The sequence below is a fragment of the Kitasatospora sp. NPDC001603 genome, assembly GCF_040298365.1.
Taxonomy (GTDB): Bacteria; Actinomycetota; Actinomycetes; order Streptomycetales; family Streptomycetaceae; genus Kitasatospora.
Genome location: NZ_JBEPAA010000009.1, coordinates 1 through 22,392, shown reverse-complemented (window position 1 = coordinate 22,392; position 22,392 = coordinate 1). Strand labels below are relative to the sequence as shown.

The following is a 22,392-nucleotide window of genomic DNA, read 5'->3' as shown; positions in this document are numbered from 1 at the left end:
CGCTCGATGCATGGCCGATTCGCTGAGCATCCGTGAAGCCCGGGCGCACCTCGCCGACGTCGTGACCAAGGCCGAGGCCGGAGAGATCACGGTCATCACCCGCAAAGGGGAGCGGGTCGGTGCGGTGGTCCCGATCGAGATCCTCGACGCGATAGAGGAAGCGGCGGACGAATTGGCGGCCAGAGAGGCCGAACAGCACCGGCACGATCCGACCGTCAGCATGGCCGAGTTGCTGGCCGACCTCTTCGACTCGCCGCCCGGCTCGGCCGGGAGCGCCGCGTGAAGTACGCCTTTCGGTTCACCACCCACGCCCAGCGCCAGTTGCGGGCGATCGGGCAGGTGGCGGCGTTGAGGATCCTCACCGCCCTCACGGAGCTCGGCGACGACCCGTTCGCCGACGGTCCGAGCGTGAAGAAGCTGACAGGCCATGACGGGCTCTACCGGCTGCGGGTCGGCGACTACCGCGTGGTCTACGAAGTCCAGGGCGACGTGATGGTCATCCTCGTGGTCAATGTCGGCAACCGCCGTGACGTGTACCGCCGGTACTGACCCTACCGAACCTCGACGAAGGCGTCGGCGCCGCGGGCCGGGCGGTCGCGGGGCGGTTCGGCGGGGCGGCCGACCGCGACGGCGCCCATCGGGTCCCAGCCGGCCGGCAGGTCGAGGGCCGCGCGCACGGTGTCGCGGCAGAACATGGTGGACGAGACCCAGGCCGTGCCGTAGCCCTCGCCGGCCAGGGTGACCAGCAGGTTCTGCACGGCGGCGCCGATGGCGACGGTGAACATCTCGCGTTCGGCGGCGGCGCGGCGCGCGTCGGGGTAGTCGTGCGAGCCGTCCATCACCAGGCAGGGGACGACCAGGTAGGGCGCGTCGCGCAGGACGTCGCCGCGGGCGGTGCGCCGGGCGATCAGCGCGTCGTCCCAGCCGTCCAGCTCGCGCAGGTCGCGCTGCCAGGCGGCGAGCATCGCGTCCAGCAGCCGGGTGCGGACCGCGGCCGACTCCAGCAGGACGAACCGCCAGGGCGTGGTGTGGTGCGGGGCGGGCGCGGTGACGGCGGCGGCGACGGCGCGGCGGACGGCGCCCGGGTCGACCGGTTCGGGGGTGAACGCGCGGATGGTGCGGCGCAGGGTGACGGCCTGCCGGACCGCCTCGGAGGTGCCGAGCCGGAACATGTCGTCCGCGGCGGCGCGCACCAGCGGGCGGGTGCCCGCGCCGTCCTCGGCGGTGACCAGGTGGCCGAGGCCCCGGACCACGGCGACCGGGGTGCCGGTGGACTTGCCCTTGACCAGGTCGGCGGCGGCGGCGAGTTCGTCGGCGGTGGCGGTGACGGTCATCGCCAGTTCGTTGCCGTGGCTGTCGGTGCGGCCGCGGTGGTCCTCCAGGACGGGCAGTCCGGCGGCGCCGATCGCGACGTCGGTGAGGCCGTTGCGCCAGGGCCGGCCGAAGGTGTCGGTGACGACGACGGCCAGCCGCAGCCCGGTCAGCTGCTGGAGGCGGGCGCGCAGCGCGCGGGCGGAGGCGTCCGGGTCCTCGGGCAGCAGCAGCACGGTGCCGGCGGCGGTGTTGGAGGCGTCCACCCCGGCGGCGGCCATCACCAGGCCGTTGCGGTTCTCGACGATCCGGACCGGGCCGCGCCGGGCGACCACCCGGACGGTCTCGGCGTCGATCGCGGCCTCGCGGTCGGCGGCCCGCAGCACCCGGCCCTCGGCCTTGCTGACGATCTTCGAGGTGACGAGCAGGATGTCGCCGTCCTGGTACGTCCCGGCCTTGGCGATCAGCGCGGCGAGGTCGGCGCCGGCGTCGATCTCGGGCAGGCCCGGGACGGGCAGGACGTGCAGGGTCACGCCCGCACCAGCTCGGCGAGCGCCAGCGCGGCCCGGGCCATCTCGGCGGTCGCCGCGACGTCCGTCATCAGCAGCGGCACGGCCCGGCAGGCGATCCCGCCGGCCTCGACCGCGCCGACCGAGGCCTCGTCGACGGTGTCCACCAGCCAGCCGTCCAGCAGGTCGGCGCCGTAGTCCAGGGCGACCGCCGCCGCGGTCGCCTCGACGCCGACGGCGGCCAGCACCTTGTCGGCCATGCCGCGGACCGGGGCCCCGCCGATGATCGGGGAGAGCCCGACCACCGGCGCCGCGGCGGCGGCCACCGCGGCCCGGATGCCGGGCACGGCGAGGATGGTGCCGATCGAGACCACCGGGTTGGACGGCGGGAACAGGATGACGTCGGCGGCGGCGATGGCCTCCAGCACACCGGGCGCGGGCTTGGCGGTGTCCGCGCCGACCGGGACGATCGCCTCGGCGTCGACGGCGGCGTGCAGCCGGACCCAGTACTCCTGGAAGTGGATGGCCCGGGTGCCGTCCGCGTCGGTGATCCGCACGTGGGTCTCGACCCGGTCGTCGCTCATCGGCAGCAGCCGCACGCCCGGCTGCCAGCGCACGCAGAGCGCCTCGGTGACCTGGCTGAGGGTGTACCCGGCGGTGAGCATCTGGCTGCGGACGAGGTGGGTGGCGAAGTCGCGGTCGCCGAGCCCGAACCACTCGGGCCCGACGCCGTACTCCTTCATCTCGGCCTTGATCGACCAGGTCTCGTCGGTGCGGCCCCAGCCCTGCTCCTCGTTGATGCCGCCGCCGAGGGTGTACATCACGGTGTCGAGGTCGGGGCAGACCTTCAGGCCGTAGAGGTGGATGTCGTCGCCGGTGTTGCCGATGACGGTGATCTCGTCCTGCGGGCCGAGGGCCTCCTTGAGTCCGCGCAGGAAGCGCGCCCCACCGATTCCGCCTGCCAGTGCCACGATGCGCATGCGCCCATCCTGCCACGGCCCGACTGGCCGTCAGCCCGGTCCGCGGGTCGCCGCCCGCCCGTCGTCAGCGGGCCTCGGCCTGCTCCTGCGGGTGCTGCTCGGGGACGGTGGCGCCGCCGCCGTACTGGTTCATCTCGGTCAGCCCGGGCGTGTAGAGGTGGATGGAGACGGCGGGCTCCAGCGCGCCGTTGACCACCTCGTGCAGGTACCCGGAGGAGAACACCCGCTGCCCGCCCGGGCGCAGGGTGCGGGCACCCTCGCCCGCGTGCGTGAGGGAGCGCTCGATCAGCTCGCCCCGGACGACGCTCATCACCCCGGAGGAGACGCCGTGGTCGTGGAAGCCGCTGCTCTGGCCGGGCAGCCAGCTGAGCAGCCAGACCTCGTAGCCGGGGCCGGTCTCCAGCCGGGCGTACCAGCGGGTGAGCGCGTCGTAGCGGACCAGCGGTTCCCAGCGGGCGCGGTCGGCGGCGATCTCGCGGACCAGCCGGGCGTAGCCGGCGACGGTGGTGGGGTGGCCGGGCAGGTCGGTGCGGGCCAGGTGCGGGAAGGCCAGCGGGTCGCCGGCGATGGAGACGTCGCTCAGTCCGTCGGCCCAGCCGCGGGCGGGCCGGGCGGCTGCCGGGGGAGGCGTGGTGGGCGCGAGGCCACGGCGGGTGAGCTTGTTGCGGTCGCGGTTCCGCTTGCGGATGCGGTTCATGCGCACGGGAGTCGTCCTCGGAGTACGGCTGGTTCGACAGGGATCAGCCGGATCCGGGATGTCCTGGGGCGGGAATCGCGGGCGGCCTCTGTGCTTCCTGGGCGGCGCGCGGTGGGACAGCGGGCGCCTAGATACAGGAACAGAGGCGACAACAGGGGTTCACGGCACGGCGGAGCGCGGAACCGCTCCGGGGGCGAGTGAACTCTGACATGTGGGAAAGGAGACCGCATCGAGCGCTCCGGTGTCAACTCATGAGCCGGGGCAATCGGGCGGGATAGGCCATGAACTACCCGATGGGGTGATAAATCACCCTCTAGGTTTCGATGAGAAGATCGCCGGGAAGGCAGGCCGATGACCGACCTGTGACGATGACTGCGCGTCACGTGGTGGAGGGTTGTCAGGGTTCGACGTGATCCGGGCTGTTAGTCCGATGTGTCCAGATATGTACACTATTCGTAACGGCTTGGTGCCGGGGAGTGAATCCTGGCCCCAATACCAGAGCTCGGCTTGACTGGGCCAGAGTGACGCAACTGTAATTTCTCTCGTGTCGTCCGCCGCACGAGGCAACGGCAACCACGGGGACGCCAAATAGGGGCAGAGGAGGCGCGCCACATGAGCGAGCTCTTTGAGCTGTTGATCGGTGACGGCATCGAGGAGGAGGAAGAAGAACTCGGTTGGCAGGAGCGCGCGCTGTGCGCCCAGACCGACCCCGAGTCCTTCTTCCCGGAGAAGGGCGGCTCCACCCGCGAGGCCAAGAAGGTCTGCCTCGCCTGCGAGGTCCGCTCCGAGTGCCTGGAGTACGCCCTCGCCAACGACGAGCGGTTCGGCATCTGGGGCGGCCTCTCCGAGCGCGAGCGCCGTCGGCTCAAGAAGAGCGCGGTCTGACCGGGGCGGCCCCTGGCCCTGCTGACCCTCCGACAACCGCACAGCTCGACGGGCGCCTCACCGCGACGGTGGGGCGCTTCCGTGTTTCCGGGCCCCTGCGCGGCCCGGTGCGCACAGCTCCTCCACGGCCCGCGGACGGCGGCGCCATCCGGAGCCGTTAGTGTGGTGCGCCATCCGGTTGCCGTTCACCGGCTGTGTCCACCGAGAACTGGGGCCCGCGCACTCGATGACCGTCTACAGCCACCAGAGCGGCTTCACCGCTGCCAGGCCGCCCGCCTATCCGCGCCACCTGGTCACCGCGGTGATCGTCTCGCACGACGGGGCCCGCTGGCTGCCACAGGCCCTCGCCGGCCTGCTCGGCCAGGACCGTCAGGTCCAGCGGGTGCTCGCCGTCGACACCGGCTCCACCGACAGCTCCCCGCAGTTGCTCGCCGACACCCTCGCCGACTGGCTCCCGGAGAGCGGCCCGATCGTCCTCGGCCGCCGGGCCGGCTTCGGCACCGCCGTCGGCGAGGCCGTCTTCAACAGCCCGCCGCTGCGCCCCGAGGACCTCCCCTACCGGCTCGACCCGTCCGGCTACGACCCGGTCACCGGCGGCTGGGACGACTTCGGCGACCCGCTCGGCCACGAGGACGACCTCGGCCGCGGCGGCCCCCGGGAGACCCAGCCGGTCGAGTGGCTCTGGCTGCTGCACGACGACTGCGAGCCGCAGACCGACGCGCTGCGCCGCCTCCTCCAGGTCGCCGACTCCACCCCCAGCGCCGCCGTCGTCGGCCCCAAGCTGCGCAGCTGGTACGACCGCCGCCAGCTGCTGGAGGTGGGCGTCACCATCGCCCGCTCCGGCCGCCGCTGGACCGGCCTCGACCGCCGCGAGCAGGACCAGGGCCAGCACGACCAGGTCCGCCCGGTGCTCGCCGTCTCCACCGCCGGCATGCTGGTCCGCCGCGACGTCTTCGAGGAGCTCGGCGGCTTCGACCGCGCGCTGCCGCTGATGCGCGACGACACCGACTTCTGCTGGCGGGTCAACGCCGCCGGCCACCGCGTCGTGGTCGCCCCCGACGCCGTGCTGCGGCACGCCGAGGCGGCCAGCCGCGAGCGCCGCGCGATCGACTGCGGCCCCTCCCACCCGCACCGGCTGGACAAGGCCGGCGCCGTCTACACCCTGCTCGCCAACTCCAAGGGCGCGCTCTTCCCCTACGTCCTGCTGCGGCTGGTGCTCGGCACCCTGCTGCGGGTGGTCACCAACCTGCTCGGCAAGGACCCGAAGCAGGCCTTCGACGAACTCGCCGGTCTCGGCCACGAACTGCTCCGGCTGCCCCGGCTGCTGGCGGCCCGCAAACGCCGGGCCCGGCTGCGGGCCGCCGACGCCCTGGACGACCGCTCGCTCTTCCCGGCGCCCGGAGCCACCGCCCGGCTCGCCGTCGAGGGCGTGATCGGCTCGCTCGGCATAGGGGGCGGCGACGACTCCGGGGCCGGCCGGCACGGCTCGGTCGAGGCCGGCCCGGGCGACGAGGACTCCGAGGACCTGGTCGTCGAGCAGTTCACGCTGATCAAGAAGCTGGCCCGCCGCCCGGCGCCGGTCCTGTTCGCCGCGCTGCTGGTCTTCGCGCTGGTCGCCTGCCGCGGCCTGTTCGGCGCCGGCGCCCTGTTCGGCGGCGCGCTGCTGCCCGCGACCGGCGGCGTCGGCGGCCTCTGGTCGATGTACGCGGACGCCTGGCACCCCGTCGGCACCGGCTCCACCGCGGCGGCGCCGCCGTACCTCGCGGTGCTGTCGGTGCTCTCCTGGGCGCTGTTCGACCACGCCGACCTCGCGGTCACCCTGCTGGTCGTCCTCGCCGTGCCGCTCGCCGCCGTCAGCGCCTACCTGGTCTCCCGGCCGCTGCTCGACTCCAAGCTGGTCCGTGCCTGGGCCAGCGCCACCTATGCCCTGCTGCCCGCGGCCACCGGCGCGCTCGCCCAGGGCCGGATCGGCACCGCCGTCCTCGCCGTCCTGCTGCCGCCGCTGGCCCGCGCGGCCGCGATCTCCGCCGGCCTCGGCATCCGCGCCGAGAGCGCCGCCAAGGGCGCCCGGCCCGGCTGGCGCCCGGTCTGGATGACCGTCCTGCTGCTCACCCTCGCCACCGCCTTCGTGCCGCTGGCGTGGGCGCTGGCCGTGCCGCTCTGCCTGGCCATGCTCGCCGCCGCCGTGGTGCGCGGCGGGGCGTTCGGCTCCGGCGGGGCCGCGCTGCGGCTGCTCGGGCTGCGCGTGCTGGTGATCCTCGGCGCGCCGGTGCTGGTGCTCGCGCCCTGGTCGCTGCAGGTGCTCTCGCACCCCCAGCTGCTGCTGCTGGAGGCCGGTCTGCCCGGTCTGCACGGCGGCGGCGCGAACGCCGTCGGCCTGCTGCTGGTCAACCCGGGCGGCGCCGGAGTGCCGCCGGTCTGGCTGTCGGCGGGCGTGGTGCTCGCCGCGCTGGCCGCGCTGCTGCGCGCCGACCGCCGCCGCGCGGTGCTCGCCGCCTGGGGCGCCGCCGGCGCCGGCCTGGTCTTCGCGGTCGCGGTGGCGGGCACCTCGGTGACCCCCGCCTCCGGCGGCCCGGCCGTGCCCGCGTGGGCCGGCCCGGCCTCGCTGCTCGCCGGCATCGCCCTGCTGGCCGCCGCCGCGATCGGCGCCGACGGCGCCAACGCCCGGGTGGCCGGCATCGCCTTCGGCTGGCGCCAGCCGGTCGCCGCCCTGGTGGTGGCCGCCGCGGTGCTCGCCCCGCTCGGCACCGGCGTCTGGTGGGCCGTCACCGGGGCCGACGGCCCGCTGCACCGGGCCCCGGCCGCCCAGGTGCCCGCGTTCATCGCCGAGGAGGCCGGTACCAGCGACCGGGCCCGCACCCTGGTCGTCACCGGCGACCCGAAGGGCGGCTCGGTCCGCTACACCCTGGTGCGCGGCGCCGGGGTGACGCTCGGCCAGGCCGAGTCCACCGTGGACCCGGCCACCGGCACCACCGAGCGCCTCGACAAGGTGGTCGGCAGCCTGCTGGCCGGCTCCGGAGCCGACCAGGCCGAGGCGCTGTCCGACTACGGCATCGCCTACGTGCTGGTCGACCAGCCGGTGATCGGCGCCTTCAAGGACGTCCTGGACACCACCCCGGGCCTGGTCAAGGCCAACCAGGACGGCGGCACCGCGCTCTGGCAGGTCAACGGCACGCCCGCGACCCGCGCCCTGATCACCGCCCCCGGCACCACCCCCGTGGCGGTGCCGTCCGGCGAGCGCGACCTCGACACCGCCGTTCCGGCCGGTCCCGAGGGCCGGGTGCTGCGCCTCGCCGAGGCGGCCGGCCCCGAGTGGAAGGCGACCCTCGACGGCGCCGCGCTGGAGGCCACCACCGTCGACGGCTGGGCACAGGGCTTCAAGCTCCCGGCCGCCGCCGGCAAGCTGGTGGTCACCCGTGAGGGCGGCCTGCTGCACACCGGCTGGATCTGGGCCCAGCTGCTGCTCGGCCTGACCGTCCTGGTGCTGGCGCTGCCCGGCCGCCGCAACCACAAGGACGACGACCTGCCCGAGGAGGTCGTCGCCGCCGCCGCGCTGGCGGCCGCCGCCCAGGCGCAGGCGCCCGCCCCCGGCAGCCGCCGGGCCCGCCGGATGGCCGAACGCGGCGAGGGCGGCGAAGGCGGCGACGGGGACGGCGAGGGCGGCGTGTACGAGGGCCGGCCGGGCGCGATCCCGCCGCAGCCCGCGGGCGAACCGCCGGTCGAGGCGGTCCAGGCGGCCGCGGCCGTCCAGGAGGCCGAGCAGTACGCCGACCCGTACCAGACGTACCAGCAGGCCGACCCGTACAGCTACGGCTCCTACCCGGCCCAGCAGCCGACCGCCGCGCCGTACGGCGGCGGCCAGGAGTACGGCGGCGACGGGTACCAGCAGCAGGCCTACCCGCAGGGCGGCCAGCAGGGCTACGACCCGTACCAGCAGGACCAGCAGTACGGCGGCTACGACCCCTACCAGCAGGACGGGCAGCAGCCGTGGGTGCCGGGGCAGCCGCAGGGCGAGCCCTACTACGACCCGAACGATCCGAATGACCCCAACAACCCCAACAACCCAAACAACCCCAACGGGCCGGGCCGGTACCCGCACCACCACGGATCGGGGAGCTGACCCGCGATGAAGAAGCCCGCCTTCCCGAAGAAGTCCAAGGGCCGGACCGGCTCCGGGGCACCGGACGAGGCCGCGTTCGCCGCGGCCGGCCCCGCGGGGTCGTCCGGAGGGACGAAGACGACCCAGTCGCTGCTGGCCGCCGCCGCGGTGCTCGCCGTGGTGTTCGGGGTCGCCCAGGTGCGCCCGCCGGCCACCGCGGCCGGCCCGGACCAGGGCGGCGCCGCGACCTCGGCGCAGGTCGAGCGGACCGCCCTGGTCTGCCCGCAGCCGCTCCAGGGCCTGACCGGCTCGACCACCCTCACCGCCTACACCCCGCCCGGCACCGGCACCGGCACCGGTGGCGACGCGGCCACGGGGGTCGGCTGGGTCGCCGACGCGGCGGCGCCCGCCACCGCGCCCTCGGCCCCCGCCGCCCCGGCGCCCTCCGCTCCCGCACCGTCCGCCCCGACGGCCGCCGCCTCCACCGCGCCGGTCGCGGCCAAGGACACCGCGCCCGGCGACGCCCGGCTGAACCTGACCAAGCCGGGCGCCCCCGTGGTCGCCCCCGCCGCCAACAGCGACAACGCCCCCGGGACCGGCGCAGTCGCCACCGGCACCCTCGCGCCCGGCTTCACCGTGACCCAGACCACCACCGTCACCGAGCAGCGCGGCCAGGGCCTCTCCGGCCTCACCTGCACCCCGGCCGGTACCAGCTTCTGGTTCGCCGGCGCCAGCACCGCCGGCGACCGGGTCGACTACGTCAGCCTGGTCAACACCGAGGCCACCGCGGCCGTGGTCGACATCAAGCTGTACGGCGACAAGGGCCTGATCGAGAACGACGCCGCCAACGGCATCACCGTCGCCCCCGGCAGCTCGCAGTCGGTCCTGCTGCCCACCATCAGCAAGGGCCAGGTCGCCGACCTCGCGGTGCACGTCGTCGCCCGCAGCGGCCGGGTCGGCGCCGCCGTGCACGCCGCCGACGGCAGCAAGGGCGCCGACTGGGTGCCCGCCTCGGCCGCCCCGGCGCCCGTCCAGGTGCTCCCGGGCCTGCCCGCCGACACCGCCAACGCCCACCTGGTGGTCTGGGCGCCGCCGGAGGACGACGCGGACCTGAAGATCCAGCTCTCCGGCAAGAACGGCCTGTTCACCCCGGCCGGCAACGAGTCGATCCATGTCAAGGCGGGCATGGTGGCCGCCGTCGACCTCGGCAAGGTCACCCGGGACGAGGTGGCCGGCCTGCGCCTGTCACCCACGGACGACAAGCACCCCACCCCGGTGGTGGCCGGCCTGCGGATCGACCGGGTGGGCCAGAACGGCAAGTCCGACGCCGCCTGGCTGACCGGGACCGCCCCGGTCGGCGCCCGCGCCACGGTGGCCGACAACCGCGGCGGCGGCCCGACCACGCTCTTCCTCACCTCCACCGGTGAGGCCGCCAAGGTCAAGGTCACCGCCTCGGCCGGCAGCGGCGGGGGCACCCCGGTCAGCAAGGACGTCGAGCTGCCCGCCGGCGGCACGGTCGCCGTCCCGGCGCCCGAGCCCACCGGTCTGAACGGCGCCTTCGCGCTGACCGTGGAGACGATCACCGGCGGCCCCGTCGTGGCCGCCCGGATGCTGGCGATCCCGACCAAGGACGTCCCGATGTTCACCGTCCAGGCGCTCCGCGACGACCGCAGCAGCGTCAAGGTCCCGCGGGCCGCCCAGGACCCGGCGGTCGTGCTCCGCTGACGCCATGACGGAGGGGCGGTACCCGGCACCGGGTACCGCCCCTCCGTCGTCGGGTCATTCCTCGTCGTAGCGCGGGTCGATGGCGTCCGGCGACAGCCCCAGCAGCTCCGCCACCTGCTCGATCAGGATCTCGTGCACCAGGGCGGCGCGGTCCTCGCGCGACTTCGCCCGGATCTCCACCGGCCGGCGGTACACCACGATCTGGCTCTTGCGCCCCTGCCGGCCCGGCGACACCTGCCCCAGCGGCACCCCGCCGTCCGGGTCCGGCCCCTGCGCCTCGCGCAGCGGGACCTCCTGGACGGCGAACTCCACTTCGATCAGCTGAGGCCAACGCCGTTCGAGACGCTCCACCGACTCGCGCACGTAGTCGTCGAACAACTCGGAGCGGGTGAGCGAGATCGGCACCTGCGGAGGCGCCAGCGGGCCGCGCAGACCCCTGCCGTGCCGGTCGCGGTGGCGCGGGCGGCGCGAAGGTCCCGTCGATGACTGCGGTGCAGAGCTGTCCATATCACTGCCGAGGGTAGTCCTTGGACGGTCGGAAGTGGACCACCTCGACAGCGAACGGCCAGGGCGGCGGGCGCACGGACGGGCGCGCGGAGCGCGACACGGCACGCCCTCCGGACAGGCGGTCTTCGCTCCCCGGCGAGGAGTGCGGTACCGTCCACCCTCGTGAGCTCTGTACGTCGTTGTTCGCGGACCGCGTGCGGCCGACCGGCCGTCGCGACGCTGACGTACGTCTACGCGGACTCCACCGCCGTCCTCGGCCCGCTCGCCACCTACGCCGAGCCGCACTGCTACGACCTGTGCGCCGAGCACGCCGAGCGCCTCACCGCCCCGCGCGGCTGGGAGGTCGTCCGGCTCGCCGCCGAGGCCGGCCCGCTGCGCCGCAGCAGCGACGACCTCGAAGCGCTCGCCAACGCCGTCCGCGAGGCCGCCCGCCCGCAGACCCCCCGTCAGGGCCGAGGCCCCGACGGCGAGTCCACCGAGGCCGGCCGCCGCGGCCATCTGCGCGTGCTGCGCTCGCCCGACAACTGACGAGCCCGCCCCGCCCGCACCGGGCGAGGAGCGGCCACCCGGCCCCGGTACGCTGCCCGTCTACCGCCCGCCCGACGGCGCGGTGCCCCGACGTATCGTGACCCGGGGGCGGCCGGCCGCTCCGGGAAGCACACCGATCAGACAGAGACCAGGGTGGAGCCGCAGTGCGCGACCTCAAGCAGCTCGTGAAGGCGTACGACGTTCGAGGCGTCGTCCCGGACCAGTGGGACGAGAGCCTCGCGCGGGCCTTCGGCGCCGCGTTCGTGCAGGTCACCGGAGCGTCCTCGATCGTCACCGGCCACGACATGCGGCCGTCCTCCCCGTCGCTGAGCCGGGCCTTCGCCGAGGGCGCCGCCGCCTACGGCGCCGACGTGGTCGAGATCGGCCTCTGCTCGACCGACCAGCTGTACTACGCCAGCGGCAAGCTCGACCTGCCCGGCGCGATGTTCACCGCCAGCCACAACCCGGCGCAGTACAACGGCATCAAGCTCTGCCGGGCCGGCGCCGCCCCGGTCGGCCAGGACACCGGCCTCGCCGACATCCGCGAGCTGGTCGAGTCGTGGACCGGCGAGGACGACACGGTCACCGTGCCCGTGCGCGACGTCAAGCCCGGCGCGCTGTCCGCCCAGGACACCCTGCGCGGCTACGCCGACCACCTGCTCGGCCTGGTCGACCTGACCGCGATCCGCCCGCTCAAGGTCGCCGTCGACGCCGGCAACGGGATGGGCGGCCACACCGTGCCGACCGTCTTCGACGGCCTGCCGATCGAGCTCGTCCCGATGTACTTCGAGCTGGACGGCACCTTCCCCAACCACGAGGCCAACCCGCTCGACCCGAAGAACCTCGTCGACCTGCAGGCCAAGGTCCGCGAGGTCGGCGCCGACCTCGGTCTCGCCTTCGACGGCGACGCCGACCGCTGCTTCGTGGTCGACGAGCGCGGCGAGCCGGTCTCCCCGTCCGCCATCACCGCCCTGGTCGCGGTCCGCGAGATCGCCCGGGCCAAGGCGGCCGGCGAGGACGAGCCGACCGTCATCCACAACCTGATCACCTCCTGGACCGTCCCCGAGGTGGTCCGCGAGCTCGGCGGCAAGCCGGTCCGCACCCGGGTCGGCCACTCCTTCATCAAGCAGGAGATGGCCGTCACCGACGCGGTCTTCGGCGGTGAGCACTCCGCGCACTACTACTTCCGCGACTTCTGGCGCGCCGACACCGGCATGCTGGCCGCGCTGCACGTGCTGGCCGCCCTCGGCGGGCAGGACGGCACGCTCTCCGCGCTCACCGCCGAGTACGACCGCTACGCCGCCTCCGGCGAGATCAACAGCACCGTCGCCGACCAGGCCGACCGCTCCGCCGCCGTCCGCGCCGCGTACGCCGGCCTGGAGGGCACCACCGTGGACGAGCTGGACGGTCTCACCGTCGCCGGGCCGGACTGGTGGTTCAACCTGCGCGCCTCCAACACCGAGCCGCTGCTGCGCCTCAACGTCGAGGCCAAGGACCCGGCGCGGATGGCGGAGCTGCGGGACGGCGTGCTCGCCATCGTCCGCGGCTGACACCCGCCGACGCACGCCCCCGGCGGGCGTCCCGAGGCGTGCGCCCGACGCACGCGCCTGACGCACGCCGCCTGTGCCCCGGCCGGTAGGGTTTCCTCCTGGCCGGGGCACCGCCGTGCCACCCCCGAGATCTGGAGCCCGACACCCCATGAAGCTCGAATCCTTCCTGCTGGAGATCCTGGTCTGCCCGCAGTGCCGGGCCGCGCTCACCGAAGGCGGCAGCGAGGAGCACCCCGAGCTGCTCTGCACCGGTGAGGGCTGCGGCCTCGCCTACCCCGTCCGGGACGGCATTCCGGTCCTGCTGGTGGACGAGGCCCGCCGCCCGGCCTGATCCTTGGGGCCAAGACCCGCAGGGGGCACGGACCCGTACCCGCCCCCGCCACCCCCAGCGCCCTGCCAGCAGCCGGAGGCCCGCCGCATGCTCGACGACACCCTGCTCGACGACCCGGCCGCCCTCCAGCGCGCCGACCGCGACCGCGCGCTGCTGGCCCTGGCCGGCGCCGGCGCACGGGTCCGCACCGCCCTGCGGCTCGCCGACGCGGCCGGCCTGGACCGGCTGCGCCCCGACGGCCGACCGCGCGCCGTGCTGGTGGCGGGCCACGGCAGCGCGCTGACGGCGGGCGAGATCCTCGCCGCGCTGGCCGGCACCGCCAGCCTGATCGCGCCGCTGCCGCCCACCGACGCGGCGGCGCCGCCGCGCACCGACCGGGCCAGCGCGCCGCCGGTGTTCGCCGACGGGTTGGCCTGGCAGCTCCCGGGCTGGGCCGGACCGCTCGACCTGCTGGTGATCAGCTCCGCCGACGGCGGCGAGCAGGGCCTGGTCGCCCTCGCCGAACAGGCCTACGCGCGCGGCTGCGCCATCGTCGTCACCGCCCCCGCCGGCAGCCGGCTGGCCGAGGCCGCCCTCCAGGTCCGCGCGCTGCCGCTGCCCTACGTGCCGTCCAACCTGCCCGACGACGGCACGCCCCCGGCCGGGCCGGGGGCCGAGCCCGACCTCCCGGCCGAGGACCCGGCCGCGCTCTGGGCCCACCTCGCCCCGCTGCTGGCGCTGGCCCAGAAGCTCGGCGTCACCCAGCTGCCCTACGACGCGCCGGCCGCCACCGCGGACCTGCTGGACGAGGCCGCCGTGCGCTGCCGGCCGGACGCGGCCGCGTACACCAACCCCGCCAAGAGCCTGGCCGCCCGGCTGGCCGGTACCGTGCCGCTGCTCTGGGCCGAGGGGCCGGTGGCCGGCGCGGCCGCCGCCCGGTTCACCACCCAGCTCGCCGAGCGGGCCGGCCGCCCGGCGCCGGCCGGCCTGCTGCCGCAGGTGCTGACCGCGCACCGCGGCATGTTCGCCGGTCAGCTCGGCGCGGGGGCCGACCCCGACGACTTCTTCCGCGACCGGGTCGACGAGCCCGACCCGCTGCACCTCCAGGTGCTGGTGCTGCGGCACCTCCCCGGCACGCCGGCCCCCGGCGAGGAGGACCGGGGCCCGGCCGAGGTGCCGGCCGACGACGAGCGTCCGCGCAGCTACCCGGTCACCCGGGGGCAGCGGCTGGCCGCCGCCCACGACGTCCGGCTCACCGAGTACGCCACCACCCGGCCCGACCCGCTGCACGCGCTGGCCGACCTGATCGCGCTGACCGACTTCGCCGCCGTCTACCTGGGGCTCGCGGCGCAGTCCTGAGCCCGCGGCGCGGCGCCCCCCGGGCCGGGCCGCGGCGGCGTCCCGACCCCGCGGCGCGGCGGCCCGGTACCGTATGCGCTCGACGGACTCGGCCGGGGCGCGACCCGGCCGAGGCAGCACCCGACAGAGCAGAGCGCGGGCCGCCCGAGCGGCCCCCGGCGGAGGGATCCACACCGGCATGAGCACCGAAGGCGGTACCAAGGCCCTGGTCGCGGCCCTGGCGGCGAACCTGGGCATCGCGGTCAGCAAGTTCGTGGCCTTCGCGTTCTCCGGCTCCTCCTCGATGCTGGCCGAGGGCGTCCACTCGCTGGCCGACTCGGGCAACCAGGTGCTGCTGCTGGTCGGCGGCAAGCGCTCGCAGCGGGCGGCCACCCAGGAGCACCCGTTCGGCTACGGGCGCGAGCGCTACATCTACGCGTTCCTGGTCTCCATCGTGCTGTTCAGCGTCGGTGGCATGTTCGCCGTCTACGAGGGCTACGAGAAGATCGCCCACCCGCACGAGCTGGACAACTGGTACTGGCCGATCGGCGTGCTGGTGCTGGCGATCGGGCTGGAGGCGTGGTCCTTCTTCACCGCCTACCGCGAGGCCGTCAAGGACAAGGGCGCGCACGGCTGGCCCGCCTACATCCGCCGGGCCAAGGCGCCGGAGCTGCCGGTCGTCCTGCTGGAGGACACCGGCGCGCTGATCGGTCTGGTGCTGGCGCTCTTCGGCGTCGGCCTGACCGTGATCACCGGGGACGGCGTCTGGGACGGTATCGGCACCCTGGCGATCGGCCTGCTGCTGATCGTGATCGCCCTCGTGCTGGCGTCGGAGACCAGGTCGCTGCTGATCGGCGAGTCCGCCCACCCGGAGGTGGTGGCCGAGATCCGCGACGCGCTGGTCGACCACGACTCCGTCACCCGCGTGATCCACATGCGGACCCTGCACCTCGGCCCGGAGGAACTGCTGGTCGCCGCCAAGATCGCGGTCAACGCGGAGGACTCCGCCGCGCAGGTGGCGCAGGCCATCGACGCCGCCGAGATCCGCGTCCGCCGGGCCGTCCCGATCGCCCGGGCGATCTACCTGGAGCCCGACGTGTACAGCGCCGAGAAGGAGGCGCAGGGCGACGACCCGTACGCCACGCCCGGTGGACCGGTGCCCGGCGCGCACTGAGCACCCGCACCCCCCGGGGCGGCGGTGCGCAGGCCGAAAAACGGTCATAGCGAGCCGCCGTCCGGGCCCGCCGGTGTAGATTCGTCACCAGAGCCAGAACGTCGCTGCTGATGGCGGTCGATCGGTGGTCCGTCCCCTGGGGGCGCGTACCGGTCGAGGGAGAGAGGTCCTCCGACGGTTTGTGCTGAGCAGCAGGGAACCGGTCCCGCCGCGGATCCGGTGGCCCCGGCGTTGCCGCGCACCCGTGCGTCCCCGCCGTGCCGCGACGCACACCCAGGACCTTTGGCCTTGCCCCATCCCCATCAGCGAGGAGCAGACGCATGTCGACCGACATCACCGGTGACTTCAAGGTCGCCGACCTTTCCCTGGCGCCGTTCGGCCGCAAGGAGATCCAGCTGGCCGAGCACGAGATGCCCGGCCTGATGACGATCCGCGCCGAGTACGCCGCCTCGCAGCCGCTCGCCGGCGCCCGCATCACCGGCTCGCTGCACATGACCGTGCAGACCGCCGTGCTGATCGAGACCCTCACCGCCCTCGGTGCCGAGGTCCGCTGGTGCTCCTGCAACATCTTCTCCACCCAGGACCACGCCGCCGCCGCCATCGCGGTCGGCCCGGAGGGCACCCCCGAGAACCCGCAGGGTGTGCCGGTCTTCGCCTGGAAGGGCGAGACGCTGGACGAGTACTGGTGGTGCACCGAGCAGGCGCTGACCTGGCCGAACGGCCAGACCCCGAACATGATCCTGGACGACGGCGGCGACGCCACCCTGCTGATCCACAAGGGTGTCGAGTTCGAGAAGGCCGGCTCCGCGCCGGACCCGTCGACCGCGGACAACGACGAGTTCCGGATCATCCTGGAGCTGCTCAACCGCACCCTGGTCGAGACCCCGAACAAGTGGACCGAGGTCGCCGCCACCATCAAGGGCGTGACCGAGGAGACCACCACCGGTGTCCACCGCCTGTACGAGATGCACCGCGACGGCAAGCTGCTGTTCCCGGCGATCAACGTCAACGACTCGGTCACCAAGTCGAAGTTCGACAACAAGTACGGCTGCCGCCACTCGCTGATCGACGGCATCAACCGTGCCACCGACGTGCTGATCGGCGGCAAGGTCGCCGTCGTCGCCGGCTACGGCGACGTGGGCAAGGGCTGCGCCGAGTCGCTGCGCGGCCAGGGCGCCCGCGTCATCGTCACCGAGATCGACCCGATCTGCGCGCTCCAGGCGGCGATGGACGGCTACCAGGTCGCGACCCTGGACGACGTCGTGGAGACGGCCGACATCTTCATCACGACGACCGGCAACAAGGACATCATCATGGCCTCGCACATGGCCCGGATGAAGCACCAGGCCATCGTCGGCAACATCGGCCACTTCGACAACGAGATCGACATGGCCGGCCTGGCCCAGCTGCCGGGTGTCGTGAAGACCGAGGTCAAGCCGCAGGTCCACGAGTGGCGCAAGGAGGACGGCCGCACCATCATCGTCCTCTCCGAGGGCCGCCTGCTGAACCTGGGCAACGCGACCGGCCACCCGTCGTTCGTGATGTCCAACTCCTTCGCCAACCAGACGATCGCGCAGATCGAGCTGTTCACGAAGACCGAGCAGTACCCGATCGGCGTCTACGTGCTGCCGAAGCACCTGGACGAGAAGGTCGCCCGTCTGCACCTCGACGCGCTGGGCGTGAAGCTGACCACCCTGACCAAGGACCAGGCCGACTACATCGGCGTCCCGGTCGAGGGCCCGTACAAGGCGGACCAGTACCGCTACTGATCAGGTGACACGGCCGTGGCCGGCGCCCCTTCACGGGGTGCCGGCCACGGCCGCGTCCGGGCCCGGTCAGCGCAGGACGTCGACCGTCCAGGCGCTCTCGTCGGCGCCCGCGGACCTGATCTTCGCCAGCACCCCGGGGAGCCCGCCGATCGCCTCCAGCGCCGGGTTCGCCCCGGAGCGGGTCGACACGCAGATCCGCACGCCCTTGTCCACCTCGCACTCGCGCGGGTCGGCGCCCGGCGGAGCGACCGCGGGCTCGGCGGTCTCCGGCTGGACCATGACGTCGACCGAGCGCTTCTCGGCGGTGAGCGCCAGGCTGACCCGCCAGGGCTCGTCGATGACGGCCGAGGGCCGCAGCAACGACACCGCCGACACCTTGAACGCCGCCGGAAGCCCCGTCAGGTAGACCGGCAGCGGGAGGTCGGTCCGCCCGAAGCGGGCCCCGGCCGCGATCCGCAGCAGCGTCTCCTCGGGCTTCGCCTCCTTCGGCGCGTAGGCGTCCAGCTGCGCCCACCGGCCCGAGGCCGTCTCCCAGGACAGGGTCACCGGGTCGACCGGCAGCGGGTTGTCGGAGACCAGCCAGTGGGCCGAACGCCCGTCGACCGGGGGAGCCGGCACCGTGTGCCGGCCGACGTGCGCGGGCTCGGCGTTCCCCGGCGCGAGCGACAGCGAGAGGTTCGGCGTGGACTGCCCCTTCGTCCACACCTTGGCGGACGTGTGCTCGGCGCCCAGCGCGTAGGCGTAGCCGTAGCCGAGGCCGCCCGCCGCGTTCAGCGAGTCCGGCAGCCAGCCGAACCGCGCCTCGGTGAAGAAGGGGTCGGTGCCCGTGCGCGCGGCGGACGAGACCTGGGGGGAGCTCGCGGCGACGAGCGTGCCCGGCGCCTCCGGCGTGGCGGTCCCGCCGGCCGGCCGGGTCAGCAGCGAACCGCCCAGGACCGCCGCCGCCGTCACCGCCGCCGCCGCGCCCCACGCGGCCCCGCGCCGGCGGCGCAGCCGCGACCGGCCGCGGACGACGGCCCAGGCGGTGTCGACGGCGGACGGCGGGGCGGGCTCGTCGGCCAGCGAGCTCAACCGCCCCGTGAGGTTCTGGTACTCGTTGTTCGTCATGACGTCCTCTCTGCGGTGGCGGGGCGGGCGGCGAGGGAGACGCGGAGCGCCTCCAGACCGCGCGAGGTCTGGCTCTTGACGTTGCCGGACGAGCAGCCCAGCGCCTCGGCGGCCTGGTCGATCGTCAGGTCGCAGTAGTACCGGAGCACCACGGTGGCCCGCTGCCGCGGCGGCAGCGCGGCCAGCGCCTTGCGCAGGTCGAGGGAGGCGTCGAGGTCGACGCCCACGCTCGCCGTGTCGGGCGCCGTGCCGTTGCGCGTCGTCCGCCGCCACCAGGGTGACCGCTGCTCGGCGAGGAACGTGTTGACCAGCACCTTGCGGGCGTAGCCGTCGACGTTCTCGACCCGTCCGGCCCGTGGCCAGTTCACGTAGAGCTTGGTGATGCTCTCCTGGACCAGGTCGTCCGCGCGGTGCCAGTCCCCGCACAGCAAGTAGGCGACCTTGCGCAGCCAGCCGCTCCTGGACGCGACGTACTCGGTGAACTCCGCTTCGCGTGCCGTCTTCGCCATCCCCGCCCCCCTTCCGTAGTACCGACGGCGCCGAACCGCGCCGTCCACCCCCTAATGCGGGCACCCCCGCCGAACGTTGCATGGCGGACGGCCCTGATCGTCCACGTAGGCTCTCGGGCATGCCCAATGGCCGGTACTCGCTCCACGACACCCATGACCACGTCCTGCTCGGCGAGGAGCGGTTCAGCTGCGCGCCCGGTCCGGCCGGCTGGCGGTACGTCTCCAAGACGTACGGGCCGGAGGGCCGGGTTCTCGGCACCCTCGACCTCACGCTGGACTCCCGGGCCCGGCCGCTGCGGACGGAGCTGAAGGCGGGCGGCTGGCAGGTCCGCGGCGGGGCTGTCGACGGGGTGGCCTGGGTGCGCACCGACGCGGCCGACCCGGCCGGGGAGCACGCGGTGGAGGGGCACGACCGGGCCCACGGCTTCACCGGGCGCTCGCCGGCCTTCCTGGTCGCCACCGCCCGACTGCTGCGGCTGCGGGAGGGGGCGAGCACCAAGGTGCGGCTGGTCGCGTTCACCGAGCCGGTGCTGGCGCCGCGCACCTTCGACCAGGGCTGGCTGCTGGAGGCGGTGGAGACGCACGCGACGGACTCGGGGCCGCTGCTGGTCGAGCGCTACCAGGTGGCGGACCTGGAGACGGGCGAGCAGCAGGTGGTGCACCTGGCGGGGGACGTGGTGCTGGCCGCGGCGGGGGTGGAGCTGGAGGAGCTGGAGTCGCCGCCGAACGCCTGGCCGGTCGAGTTCGACGGCCGGTAGCGGGCGGTCGCCCGGGTTGTCCCGCCGGTCAGGCGGGCGGGGCGAATCCGGTGCCGGGGGCCGGCTGCGGGGCGGGGGCCGGCTGGGCGTGGGGCTGGGCCTGGGCCTGGGGATGGGCTTGTACCGGGGGTGTCGTGGGCATCGCGGGTGCGGAGGCGGGGGCCGGTGCGGCCGGTGCCGTGGGGGGCTGGACGTGGGGCCGCGGCGGGTGCTGAAGTCCGTAGCCCTGGGCCCTGGTCCACTCCCGCCGCTGGCGCTCGGTCAGCACCGCGCCGAGGTACGCCGCCGGGTGCAGCCCGTACGGGACGGGGTGGCCGGTGCGCGCGGCGAGGTCGTCGGCGAGCCGGGCGGACATCCGGTGCGCCACCGCCGGGTCCAGCTCGCCGATCCGGCCGAGCAGCTGGCGGATCGCCAGCCAGAGCGGCTCCGGCACGGCGGAGAGGTCCAGGGCGACCAGCTCGCCGCCGATCGTCTGCAGCAGCTGCGGGTGCACCGGCGGCAGCGCGTTCGCCGCACCGCCGCCCCCGGGCACCCGCTCGCGGACCACCAGGGTCCCCGCGAAGACGTCGCCCAGCCGCTTGCCGTCCGCCGAGACCGCCGAACAGATCGCCGCCGGCACGCCGCTCAGCACGATGATCTCGAAGAAGCCGACCAGTCCGCGCACCAGCGAGTGCCGGAACCGCACCGGTCCGCCGTCGCTGCGCACCACCCGCAGGCCCAGCGCGGCCTTTCCGAGCGAGCGCCCCCGGGTGAGGGTCTCGACCATGACGGGTAGGCCGACCAGGAAGAACACCATCAGCCCGAGCAGGACGGCGGCGAGGGCCGCACCGTCGAGGTCGACCAGGGCGAAGCTCAGTACCAGGGACGTCACCACCAGTGCGGCGCCCTGTACGAGCAGGTCCAGCCCGGTCGCCAGCGCCCGGCTCGGAAGCTTCGCCGTGCGCAGGCCGAGGACGACCGCCTCGCCCGTCACCAGGTCGCTCAAGACACCCGTCCGTTCCCGTCGGTGGTTCATGGTCCGCGGTCCGCGGGGAGGGAAGGCCGTCGGATCGGCCCCCACGACCCCGTGATCTGCAGTCGTCAACATACGGGGCCGCGGACCCGCTCGGGAAGGGAGGTCCCGGCGGCCCGGGTGGCCGCCGCCCCTGGCATGCTGGGCCCACTTGTCCGCACCCCGCCTGCCCGCGCGCCCCGCGCCGACCATGGAGCTGCCGCATGGACCTGGACGTCTTCGTCGCCACCCACCAGGGGGAGTGGGCACGGCTGGACGCCCTCGCCAAGAACCGCCGGCTCACCGGCGAGGAGGCGGACGAGCTGGTCACCCTCTACCAGCGCGTCACCGGTCACCTGGCCAAGGTGCAGGCCGCCGCGCCCGACCCCACCCTGGAGGGCCGGCTCACCAGCCTGGTCTCCCGGGCCCGCGACGCCGTCACGGGCACCCGCACCAGCGGCTGGCGGGACGTCGCGCGCTACTACAGCGTGAGCTTCCCGGCCGCGCTCTACCGCTCGCGCCGCTGGTGGCTGCCGCTGGCCGTGCTCTCGCTGCTCGCCACCGCCGTGATCGCGTGGTGGGTCGCGACCCACCCGGAGGTCCGGAACAGCCTGGCCACGCCGGACACGCTCCGGGAGATGACCAGGCCCGGCGGCGAGTACGAGGCGTACTACTCGGACCGCCCGGCGAGCTCGTTCGCGGCCCAGGTCTGGACGAACAACGCCTGGATCGCCGTGCAGTGCCTGCTGTTCGGGATCGCGCTGGGCATCCCGGTGCTCTTCGTGCTGTGGAGCAACGTCCTCAACCTCGGCCTCGGGGTCGGGCTGATGGCCTCGGCCGGCCGGCTCGACGTCTTCCTCGGTCTGCTCATTCCGCACGGTCTGCTGGAGCTCACCGCCGTCTTCGTGGCCGGCGGGCTGGGCCTGCGCCTGGGCTGGACCATCATCGACCCCGGCCCGCGGACCCGGGGGACGGCCCTGGCGGAACAGGGCCGGTCCATCATCGGCATGGCCATCGGCCTCGCGACGGTGCTGGGGGTCTCCGGTGTCCTGGAAGCCTTCGTCACCCCCTCCGGCCTGCCCACCTGGGCCCGCATCACGATCGGCGCGCTGGCCGAGGTCGCATTCCTGTTCTACGCCCTCGTCCTGGGCCGGAAGGCCGCGGCGAACGGCGAGACCGGTGATCTGGACGCGGCCGATCGGGCGGACCTTCAGCCGGTCGCGGCCTGAGCCGAGGTGATCGACATGCCGCTGACCTGCTACTCTTCTCGCATCCCGGTCAAACCATTGACGTGGCACGAGCGGGCTAGTAGGTTTCAACGGTTGGGACTGGTTGGACAACATCCGGTCCGAGGCGTTAGTGTCCACGACACCGCCGAATCAGGGCGATCGCATTTCACGAAGTGCGCGCCCTTTGACGAGGTAAACCCCCGGAACTGAGCACACCGAAAGCTTTGATAAGCTTCGGAGCGAAGTCGAAGGAAATCCCCCAGTGGGAATTCAGAGAAACAAGCGCCGGTAAGAACGGCCGCGAGGATCTGATAAGCTGGGAACACGAAAGAACGAAGCGCCCGGAGGGCCCGCTGGAAGGCGGTCCGAAGGAAGTGTCCGTTCCTTGAGAACTCAACAGCGTGCCAAAAGTCAAC

The 22,392-nt window shown here is 74.2% G+C and carries 20 protein-coding genes; 13 read left to right on the top strand and 7 right to left on the bottom strand.

All coding sequences use genetic code 11. The features are described from left to right. Nucleotides 1–10 precede the first annotated feature (10 nt). Both ABT263_RS08665 and ABT263_RS08660 read left to right on the top strand, forming a co-directional pair. On the top strand, nt 11–283 hold the full coding sequence (locus ABT263_RS08665) for a type II toxin-antitoxin system Phd/YefM family antitoxin (protein ID WP_352289056.1): 273 nt from the start codon (nt 11–13) through the stop codon (nt 281–283). Further along, a complete protein-coding gene (locus ABT263_RS08660; protein ID WP_352289053.1) occupies nt 280–549 on the top strand; it encodes a type II toxin-antitoxin system RelE family toxin in 270 nt (89 codons plus the stop codon). The genes ABT263_RS08665 and ABT263_RS08660 overlap by 4 nt, the downstream gene beginning before the upstream one ends. A gap of 2 nt (nt 550–551) precedes the next feature. Here the strand turns inward: ABT263_RS08660 and ABT263_RS08655 are convergent, their stop codons facing one another. The 3 genes from ABT263_RS08655 to ABT263_RS08645 all read right to left on the bottom strand — a co-directional run bounded on the left by ABT263_RS08655 (nt 552) and on the right by ABT263_RS08645 (nt 3,503). Then, the gene (locus ABT263_RS08655; protein WP_352289050.1) at nt 552–1,844 is read right to left on the bottom strand and encodes a coenzyme F420-0:L-glutamate ligase; all 1,293 of its coding nucleotides are present in this window, start codon (nt 1,842–1,844) and stop codon (nt 552–554) included. After that, entirely contained in the window at nt 1,841–2,800 is a 960-nt protein-coding gene (gene cofD / locus ABT263_RS08650; protein ID WP_352289047.1) for a 2-phospho-L-lactate transferase, read from the bottom strand. Before cofD ends, ABT263_RS08655 begins: the two co-directional genes overlap by 4 nt. Nucleotides 2,801–2,864: 64 nt before the next feature. After that, nucleotides 2,865–3,503 carry a cysteine dioxygenase gene (locus ABT263_RS08645; RefSeq protein ID WP_352289044.1) on the bottom strand — a complete coding sequence of 213 codons (639 nt, stop codon included), beginning with the start codon at nt 3,501–3,503 and terminating at the stop codon, nt 2,865–2,867. 606 nt (nt 3,504–4,109) lie between these two features. On the opposite strand from ABT263_RS08645, the gene ABT263_RS08640 reads away from it, so the two are divergent. The 3 genes from ABT263_RS08640 (at nt 4,110) to ABT263_RS08630 (ending at nt 10,206) form a co-directional block, all read left to right on the top strand. Continuing rightward, nucleotides 4,110–4,382 (top strand): WhiB family transcriptional regulator, encoded by a 273-nt coding sequence (locus ABT263_RS08640; RefSeq protein WP_148644569.1) that lies wholly within the window; start codon nt 4,110–4,112, stop codon nt 4,380–4,382. A 226-nt stretch (nt 4,383–4,608) separates the two neighbouring features. Beyond that, nucleotides 4,609–8,502: a glycosyltransferase family 2 protein gene (locus ABT263_RS08635; protein WP_352289041.1), complete on the top strand. Its 3,894-nt coding sequence runs from the start codon at nt 4,609–4,611 to the stop codon at nt 8,500–8,502. Nucleotides 8,503–8,508: 6 nt separating this feature from the next. Further along, a complete protein-coding gene (locus ABT263_RS08630) occupies nt 8,509–10,206 on the top strand; it encodes a DUF5719 family protein (RefSeq protein ID WP_352289038.1) in 1,698 nt (565 codons plus the stop codon). Between the two features lie 54 nt (nt 10,207–10,260). Here ABT263_RS08630 and ABT263_RS08625 read toward each other — a convergent pair whose 3' ends face one another. Continuing rightward, nucleotides 10,261–10,713: a metallopeptidase family protein gene (locus tag ABT263_RS08625; RefSeq protein ID WP_352289035.1), complete on the bottom strand. Its 453-nt coding sequence runs from the start codon at nt 10,711–10,713 to the stop codon at nt 10,261–10,263. A gap of 162 nt (nt 10,714–10,875) precedes the next feature. Between ABT263_RS08625 and ABT263_RS08620 the strand changes: the two genes are divergently transcribed. The 6 genes from ABT263_RS08620 to ahcY all read left to right on the top strand — a co-directional run bounded on the left by ABT263_RS08620 (nt 10,876) and on the right by ahcY (nt 17,382). After that, nucleotides 10,876–11,241 (top strand): DUF3499 domain-containing protein, encoded by a 366-nt coding sequence (locus ABT263_RS08620; protein ID WP_329487920.1) that lies wholly within the window; start codon nt 10,876–10,878, stop codon nt 11,239–11,241. Nucleotides 11,242–11,405: 164 nt separating this feature from the next. Continuing rightward, nucleotides 11,406–12,791: a phosphomannomutase/phosphoglucomutase gene (locus ABT263_RS08615; protein WP_352289032.1), complete on the top strand. Its 1,386-nt coding sequence runs from the start codon at nt 11,406–11,408 to the stop codon at nt 12,789–12,791. Between the two features lie 148 nt (nt 12,792–12,939). Next, nucleotides 12,940–13,122, top strand: coding sequence for a Trm112 family protein (locus tag ABT263_RS08610; protein WP_329487918.1), 183 nt, complete (start codon nt 12,940–12,942; stop codon nt 13,120–13,122). Nucleotides 13,123–13,209: 87 nt separating this feature from the next. Continuing rightward, nucleotides 13,210–14,460: an SIS domain-containing protein gene (locus tag ABT263_RS08605; protein ID WP_329487917.1), complete on the top strand. Its 1,251-nt coding sequence runs from the start codon at nt 13,210–13,212 to the stop codon at nt 14,458–14,460. 178 nt (nt 14,461–14,638) lie between these two features. After that, nucleotides 14,639–15,613 (top strand): cation diffusion facilitator family transporter, encoded by a 975-nt coding sequence (locus ABT263_RS08600; protein WP_352289029.1) that lies wholly within the window; start codon nt 14,639–14,641, stop codon nt 15,611–15,613. A gap of 320 nt (nt 15,614–15,933) precedes the next feature. Continuing rightward, nucleotides 15,934–17,382 carry an adenosylhomocysteinase gene (ahcY, locus tag ABT263_RS08595; RefSeq protein ID WP_329487915.1) on the top strand — a complete coding sequence of 483 codons (1,449 nt, stop codon included), beginning with the start codon at nt 15,934–15,936 and terminating at the stop codon, nt 17,380–17,382. A 66-nt stretch (nt 17,383–17,448) separates the two neighbouring features. On the opposite strand, the gene ABT263_RS08590 is transcribed toward ahcY, so the two are convergent. Next, the gene (locus ABT263_RS08590; RefSeq protein WP_352289026.1) at nt 17,449–18,489 is read right to left on the bottom strand and encodes a hypothetical protein; all 1,041 of its coding nucleotides are present in this window, start codon (nt 18,487–18,489) and stop codon (nt 17,449–17,451) included. Beyond that, entirely contained in the window at nt 18,486–18,998 is a 513-nt protein-coding gene (locus ABT263_RS08585; protein ID WP_329487913.1) for a SigE family RNA polymerase sigma factor, read from the bottom strand. The genes ABT263_RS08590 and ABT263_RS08585 overlap by 4 nt, the downstream gene beginning before the upstream one ends. A 119-nt stretch (nt 18,999–19,117) precedes the next feature. Between ABT263_RS08585 and ABT263_RS08580 the strand changes: the two genes are divergently transcribed. Further along, complete coding sequence (locus ABT263_RS08580) at nt 19,118–19,756, top strand: hypothetical protein (protein ID WP_352289023.1); 639 nt, start codon at nt 19,118–19,120, stop codon at nt 19,754–19,756. Nucleotides 19,757–19,784: 28 nt separating this feature from the next. On the opposite strand, the gene ABT263_RS08575 is transcribed toward ABT263_RS08580, so the two are convergent. Further along, nucleotides 19,785–20,741 carry an RDD family protein gene (locus ABT263_RS08575; protein ID WP_352289020.1) on the bottom strand — a complete coding sequence of 319 codons (957 nt, stop codon included), beginning with the start codon at nt 20,739–20,741 and terminating at the stop codon, nt 19,785–19,787. Between the two features lie 230 nt (nt 20,742–20,971). On the opposite strand from ABT263_RS08575, the gene ABT263_RS08570 reads away from it, so the two are divergent. Beyond that, complete coding sequence (locus ABT263_RS08570; RefSeq protein WP_352289017.1) at nt 20,972–21,976, top strand: stage II sporulation protein M; 1,005 nt, start codon at nt 20,972–20,974, stop codon at nt 21,974–21,976. Nucleotides 21,977–22,392: the final 416 nt, after the last annotated feature.

What these genes read in the sequence shown, in the direction of transcription:
- ABT263_RS08665 (WP_352289056.1), top strand. Translation starts at nt 11, where the DNA reads ATGGCCGATTCGCTGAGCATCCGTGAAGCCCGGGCGCACCTCGCCGAC.
- cofD (WP_352289047.1), bottom strand. Translation starts at nt 2,800, where the DNA reads ATGCGCATCGTGGCACTGGCAGGCGGAATCGGTGGGGCGCGCTTCCTG.
- ABT263_RS08640 (WP_148644569.1), top strand. Translation starts at nt 4,110, where the DNA reads ATGAGCGAGCTCTTTGAGCTGTTGATCGGTGACGGCATCGAGGAGGAG.
- ABT263_RS08635 (WP_352289041.1), top strand. Translation starts at nt 4,609, where the DNA reads ATGACCGTCTACAGCCACCAGAGCGGCTTCACCGCTGCCAGGCCGCCC.
- ABT263_RS08630 (WP_352289038.1), top strand. Translation starts at nt 8,509, where the DNA reads ATGAAGAAGCCCGCCTTCCCGAAGAAGTCCAAGGGCCGGACCGGCTCC.
- ABT263_RS08625 (WP_352289035.1), bottom strand. Translation starts at nt 10,713, where the DNA reads ATGGACAGCTCTGCACCGCAGTCATCGACGGGACCTTCGCGCCGCCCG.
- ABT263_RS08610 (WP_329487918.1), top strand. Translation starts at nt 12,940, where the DNA reads ATGAAGCTCGAATCCTTCCTGCTGGAGATCCTGGTCTGCCCGCAGTGC.
- ABT263_RS08605 (WP_329487917.1), top strand. Translation starts at nt 13,210, where the DNA reads ATGCTCGACGACACCCTGCTCGACGACCCGGCCGCCCTCCAGCGCGCC.
- ABT263_RS08600 (WP_352289029.1), top strand. Translation starts at nt 14,639, where the DNA reads ATGAGCACCGAAGGCGGTACCAAGGCCCTGGTCGCGGCCCTGGCGGCG.
- ahcY (WP_329487915.1), top strand. Translation starts at nt 15,934, where the DNA reads ATGTCGACCGACATCACCGGTGACTTCAAGGTCGCCGACCTTTCCCTG.
- ABT263_RS08590 (WP_352289026.1), bottom strand. Translation starts at nt 18,489, where the DNA reads ATGACGAACAACGAGTACCAGAACCTCACGGGGCGGTTGAGCTCGCTG.
- ABT263_RS08585 (WP_329487913.1), bottom strand. Translation starts at nt 18,998, where the DNA reads ATGGCGAAGACGGCACGCGAAGCGGAGTTCACCGAGTACGTCGCGTCC.
- ABT263_RS08580 (WP_352289023.1), top strand. Translation starts at nt 19,118, where the DNA reads ATGCCCAATGGCCGGTACTCGCTCCACGACACCCATGACCACGTCCTG.
- ABT263_RS08570 (WP_352289017.1), top strand. Translation starts at nt 20,972, where the DNA reads ATGGACCTGGACGTCTTCGTCGCCACCCACCAGGGGGAGTGGGCACGG.